The 5,558-nt window shown below is 71.4% G+C and carries 5 protein-coding genes; all 5 read right to left on the bottom strand.

Going from position 1 to position 5,558, the window contains the following annotated elements:
* Positions 1-129: 129 nt before the first annotated feature.
* Positions 130-1,542 carry an ABC transporter substrate-binding protein gene (locus tag ACFWY9_RS12300; protein ID WP_378338907.1) on the bottom strand — a complete coding sequence of 471 codons (1,413 nt, stop codon included), beginning with the start codon at positions 1,540-1,542 and terminating at the stop codon, positions 130-132.
* A gap of 120 nt (positions 1,543-1,662) precedes the next feature.
* Positions 1,663-2,517 carry a ketose-bisphosphate aldolase gene (locus tag ACFWY9_RS12295; protein WP_378328048.1) on the bottom strand — a complete coding sequence of 285 codons (855 nt, stop codon included), beginning with the start codon at positions 2,515-2,517 and terminating at the stop codon, positions 1,663-1,665.
* Positions 2,518-2,525: 8 nt separating this feature from the next.
* A complete protein-coding gene (locus tag ACFWY9_RS12290) occupies positions 2,526-3,422 on the bottom strand; it encodes a 1-phosphofructokinase family hexose kinase (RefSeq protein WP_378328047.1) in 897 nt (298 codons plus the stop codon).
* Positions 3,419-4,336, bottom strand: a complete 918-nt coding sequence (locus tag ACFWY9_RS12285; RefSeq protein ID WP_378328046.1) for an ROK family protein — start codon at positions 4,334-4,336, stop codon at positions 3,419-3,421. The genes ACFWY9_RS12290 and ACFWY9_RS12285 overlap by 4 nt, the downstream gene beginning before the upstream one ends.
* 3 nt (positions 4,337-4,339) lie before the next feature.
* Positions 4,340-5,221: an SIS domain-containing protein gene (locus ACFWY9_RS12280; RefSeq protein WP_378328045.1), complete on the bottom strand. Its 882-nt coding sequence runs from the start codon at positions 5,219-5,221 to the stop codon at positions 4,340-4,342.
* Positions 5,222-5,558: the final 337 nt, after the last annotated feature.

Below are 5,558 nucleotides of genomic sequence, written 5' to 3'. Positions count from 1 at the left end.
ACCGCGCCCCCACCCCCCCGCCCCCCCCGCGGCCGCCAGCCCCCGCGGGCGGGGGCGGGGGGGGCCGCCCCCCCCGGGGGGGGGGCCCCCCCCGCCCCCCCCCCCCCCCCCCTTCCGCGACAGCGGTCATCAGCCCTGGCTCTTCCAGAACGCGGCGCCCTTGGTGGCGAGCTGGTCGATGAACTGCGCGGGCGTGATCTGGCCCTTGAGCAGCGCCAGGTCCGCCGGGTCGAAGACCTCGGTCTGCCACTTGCCGCCCGCGAGGCTGTCGATGCCGTCGTACTGCAGGACGTGCTCCTTCTTCTCGTCGTCCAGCGCGGCCTTGGCCTGCTTGAGATCGTCGGGCACAGCGAGATCGGTACGGGGCACCAGGTTGTCCGCGACGGCGGGGATGCCGGACAGGATGTCCTTGTTGAGGAAGTAGGCGATGAACGCCTTGGCGGCCTCGGCGTGCTTGGCCTTCTTGGTCACCGCGAACCCGATCGGGATCTGCTCGACCGTGTCGTGCGTGGCACCCGGCGGCATCGGGAACTGGAACGAGCCGTACTCCAGCTTCGTGCCCGCGCCCTGCTTGTCGAGGTACTCGCGGGTCTCGCTCGGCGCCCAGGTGCCCATGTAGAGGAACCGCGCGTCGCCGTCGGCCCAGCGCTGCTGCACCTGCGGGAACTTCGCCGCGTCCCAGCCGTCGATGAGGTGCTTCGGCAGCTTCGCGGTTTCCGTGGCGGCCTTGAGGAATCCGGGGTCGGTCTTCCACGCCTGGCCGGTCGGGTCGGCGGCCGCCTTGGCCACCCCGCCGGCGCCGACGTAGCGCTCGGCGAACTGGGTGAAGAAGTACATGTTGTAGAACGGGATGTCGCCGTCCTGCGCGATCGCGGCCTTGCCGTCCGCCTTCGCCTTGTCGAACAGCCCGTACAGCTCGTCCACGGTCTTCGGTGCGACGAGGTCCTTGGCCTGAGCCTTGTTGTACCACCAGGCGTTCGAGAGCATCTCGTACGGCACGAGGAAGGTGTTGCCCGCCTTGTCCTTGTTCTGCGGGAAGTCGTAGGAGGTGCGGGTCAGGACGTCCTTGACCTTCTTGTCACCCTCACCGACCTTCAGATCGAAGACGTCGTCGACGCTCTGCGTGCCGCCCGCCGAGACGATCGCGGCGCTGACCTTGCTGACGTCCTGGTCGAACAGATCCGGCACGTTGTCGGTGTTGAGCGCCGGGGCGATGTTCTGGGTGTAGGCCTTGCGCCCCAGCCACTGCACGTTGACCTTGACGCCGGTCTTCTCGGTGAAGCACTTGAACGCCTTCTGCAGCACCTTGCCCTGCGGCTCGTCGGCGGTCCACATCGCCCAGTAGGTGAACTCCTTGTCCGTCTGCGGTTTCGTGCCCGCCTCCGGACAGGGCGCGTTGAGGTACTGGTCGACGCCCGGCAGCGCGTTCGCCCCGCCCCCGTCGCCCGATCCCGCGTCACCGCCACCGCACCCGGCCAGCGCCATGGTGAGCACGGCGCCTGTCGTCAACGTGAGTACTTTCCCGGACCTGCCCCGTGCCATCCGCATGGCCACCACCCGATCAGAGAGTCAGCTATCGCGCACTTCTTGCGCGTTAGCGCGCAGTTTTGTTCGGTTTCACGCAGCTGTCAACAACTTGCCCCAGGAAAGACTGCACAATCGTCATTTCGCGACCTCCTCGTGACCCGGCGCGAGCACGGCCAGCAACCGCTCGACCTCACGCGCCACCGCGTCCCGCCCCGCGCCCAGATACTTACGGGGATCGACCCGCTCCGGATGGTCACGCCAGTACGCCACCGCCGCGGCGGTGAACACCTTGTTGAGCTGTGTCGCGATATTGATCTTCGTCATCCCGGCACGCACCGCCGCGGCGAGGCCGTCGTCGGGGACCCCGGACGAACCGTGCAACACCAACGGCACCGGCACCCGCTCGCGCAGCCGGGCGATCAGTTCGAGGTCGAGCGAGGCGTCCCTGGTCAGCATCGCGTGCGAGCTGCCGACGGCGACCGCCAACGCGTCCACCCCGGTGACCGCGACGAACTCGGCGGCCTCGTCCGGATCCGTCCGCGCGCCGGGCGCGTGCACACCGTCCTTACCGCCGACCTCGCCCAGCTCGGCCTCGACCCAGACACCGTGGTCATGGCAGTAGGCCGCGATGTCCCGCGTCGCCGCGAGGTTGTCCTGGTAGTCCATTGTGGACGCGTCGAACATCACCGAGCCGAAGCCCAGTTCGACGGCCTCGCGGACCAGTTCCGGCGACTCGGCGTGGTCGAGGTGGACGGCGACGCCGATGTCGGCGGCCCGTGCGGCGGCGAGCGCGGCACTGCCGATCGGCGCGAGCGCACCGTGGTAGCGGACCGCGTTCTGGCTCAACTGCACGATCACCGGCGTTCCGGCGCGGCTCGCGCCCTCGATGATCGCGGTGACGTGTTCGAGCTGGATCGCGTTGAAGGCACCGCAGCCGCGGCCGTCCTTCACGGCGGGGCCGACGATCTCCCCGGCGGACACCAAAGGCATGGGACTCCTCAGTTCGGAAGGGCACGCACCACCACGGCGCCGAGTTCACGCCGGTAGTGCGCGAGGTCGATGTCCCCGGCCAGCGGGCCGAGAACGGCGGCGCCGGACAACGCGACCGAGCGGCGCAGCACGTCGGGCCACGGCTCGCCACGGGCGATCCCCAGCGCGATGCCCGCGACGGCCGCGTCTCCGGCGCCGGTGGCGTTGCCGGTCAGCGTTTTCGACGGCGTGGCCTGCCAGATGCCGTGCTCGGTGACGGCGAGCAGACCGTCCGCGCCCAGCGAGACGACCACGGTCTCGGCGCCTCTGTTCCGGAGTTCCGTGGCCGCCGCCACCGGATCGCCACGGCCGGTGACCTCGCGCAGCTCGGCCAGATTGGGCTTGACCACGCGCGGTCTGCCACTCAGCCCGTCGAGCAGCGCGGCACCGGAAGTGTCGAGAACGGCCGGGACGCCCGTGCTGAGCAGCTCGGCATATCCTCCTGCGCCGGGCGGAAGACTGCCGGAGCAGACGAGCACGTCCGGGGCATGACGCCGCACGGTGTCCACAAGGGACGCCCACTCGGCGGCGATCAGCTCCGTCCCGGGCTCGTTGAACAACGTGACGGTGTCGTCCACTGTGGACAATATGGTCGTCGTCCGCCGGGTCTCCCCGGCGATCGGGACGAGGCCGGCCGGAAGCCCTGCCTGGGTGAGTTCGGCGGTGAATGCGCTTCCCGTCGCGCCACCCGCCGTTGCCACCACGCGGACGTCCTCGCCGAGCGTGTGCAGCACCCGCGCGACGTTGACTCCCTTTCCGCCGGCCCTGGCCCGCACTTCCCTGACACGATGCACGGAGTCCGGACGTAGACCGTCCACTGTGTACGTCACGTCGAGGGCGCTGTTCGGTGTCACGGTGAGGATCACGGTGCTGCTCCCACGAGGTCGGCCGCGAGCAGGCCCGCGCCGAGGCAGCCCGCCTCGTCGCCGAGCTCCGCGCGGCGGAGTTCCGGCATTCGCTGGAAGGTGAGCCGTGCGGCGGTGCGGCGGCGGACGCGCTCCAGCAGCCCGTCGCCCGCGCCGAACAGCCCGCCGCCGAAGACGACGACCTCGGGCGCGAGCAGGGTGACCAACTGCCGCAGGCCGTCGCCAAGCGCCGCGACCGCGTCGTCCAGTACCGCCACCGCGTCCGGATCTCCGTTTCCGGCGGCGGCAACCACCTCCCGCGCGCCGTCGACAGGGCGGCCGGAGCGTTCGGTGTAGCGCCGCGCCAGCGCGGCCGCGGACGCGACCGCTTCGAGACAGCCGGTGGCACCGCACCCGCACAACAGGTCGTGCCCGACGTCGAGATGCCCCAGCTCCCCGGCGCGGCCGCCCGCGCGATGCGGACGGCCGCCGAGGATCAGCGCGGCGGCGATCCCGGTGCCGACGGGGACGAACGCCGCGTCGGTGAACCCCCGCGCGGCGCCGATCCGGTACTCCGCGAGCCCGCCGGCGGTGACGTCGTGGCCGAACGCGAGCGGGACGTCGGCGCGGTCGGCGAGCAACTCGCGCAGGGGCGCGTCCCGCCAGCCGAGGTTGGCCGAAAACCGCGCGACCCCGGCACGTTCGTCGACGATGCCCGGGACCACGACCCCGGCCGCGGCGAGCGGCCCCACCGACTCCGCCAGCTCGCCGATCAGCTTCCCCGCCTGATCGGCGACCGCCGTCGCCGGGTCACCGCCGCGTGCCGTCGGCCGCCGCAGGCCGGTGACCTGCCGCAGACCGCCCGGCACCGGCTCGTACACCGCGGCCTTCACGCTGGTACCGCCGACGTCGAGCGCCGCGACCAATCGGGGCATGGCTCAGGTGAGCACGACGGAACGGGTGAGGCTGCGAGGATTGTCCGGATCGAGGCCCTTGCGCCGGGCGATCTCCCCCGCGACGAGCTGCGCGCGGACGAGGTCGGCGAGCGGGTCGAGACCGCTCTCCTCGAACCGGCCGCCCGCACGGGCGACGTCGGCGGCGAGCCCATCGGGCGCCTGACCGAACATCCAGGTCACGCGTCCTGGCTCGCTGATGCTGATGGGCCCGTGGCGGTATTCCCACGCGGGGTAGGACTCGGTCCAGAACAGGCAGGCCTCGCGGAACTTCAGCGCCGCCTCGTTGGCGATCCCGACCGACCAGCCGGTGCCGAGAAAGCTGAACTGACCGGCCGACGCCAGCCCGTCGTCGACCGGCTGCGCGAGCACCTGCTCGGCCTGGGCGATCACCGGGGCGAGGTCCTCGCCCAGGTGCGTGCGCAGCACCGCCAGCGCGGTGGTCGCGAACCGGGTCTGGACCACCGAACGCTCATCGGCCGCCGACAGGTCGACCACGTCGTCCACCGACGCCGCGATCTCGGCGGGAACACCGGTGATGGCGGTGGTCGGAAGGGTGCCACGCAGCTTCGCGAGCAGCCCGAGTACCTCGGTCGTGGTGCCGGACCTCGACAGCGCGATGACGTGGTCGTACTTCCGGCCGACGGGGAACTCCGACGCCGCGAACGCGTCGGTTTCCCCGAGCCCGGCGCTTTCGCGCAGCACCGCGTAGGCCTGGCCGATGAACCAGGACGTCCCGCAGCCGACGATCGCCACCCTGGCCCCCGCGGCGGGCAGCTTTTCGGCGAAGTCCGAGGCCAAGGCCGCGGCCGCACGCCAGCGCGCGGGCTGGCTCGCGATCTCCTCCGCCATGAAGGTTCCGCTCATGAACTCCCCATCCGTGCCGGTCGAGTGCGCAACAAGCACCACCGTAGTTGCAGCTTTATGCATAGTCAATCGCGGTTTTGTGCAGCTTTCGTCAAAGAGGGTGCAGGTTTTCGCGCGCGGCGCGGTTGAGTGGCGGCTGCGGCGTCGCGAACGCTCCGTTCGGGACGCTCAACGTCGCGAACGCGTCGTTCAGGACGCTCGTGCGGCCCGGCACTGCCCTGCCGCGTCGTTCGACGGCAGACGTGGCGCGGGGGGGCCAGGGGGGGGGCGACACCACCACAGGGGGCCCCAGCGCCCACACCCCCCCCCCCCCGCCCCCCCCCCCCACCCGCACCCG

This window comes from Amycolatopsis sp. NPDC059027 (assembly GCF_042739735.1).
Classification (GTDB): domain Bacteria; phylum Actinomycetota; class Actinomycetes; order Mycobacteriales; family Pseudonocardiaceae; genus Amycolatopsis.
This window is presented reverse-complemented; position numbering and strand designations above follow the sequence as displayed.

Excerpts from the sequence above, each read along its gene's own strand:
- ACFWY9_RS12280 (WP_378328045.1), bottom strand. The coding sequence starts at position 5,221 with ATGAGCGGAACCTTCATGGCGGAGGAGATCGCGAGCCAGCCCGCGCGC.
- ACFWY9_RS12300 (WP_378338907.1), bottom strand. The coding sequence starts at position 1,542 with ATGGCACGGGGCAGGTCCGGGAAAGTACTCACGTTGACGACAGGCGCC.
- ACFWY9_RS12285 (WP_378328046.1), bottom strand. The coding sequence starts at position 4,336 with ATGCCCCGATTGGTCGCGGCGCTCGACGTCGGCGGTACCAGCGTGAAG.
- ACFWY9_RS12295 (WP_378328048.1), bottom strand. The coding sequence starts at position 2,517 with ATGCCTTTGGTGTCCGCCGGGGAGATCGTCGGCCCCGCCGTGAAGGAC.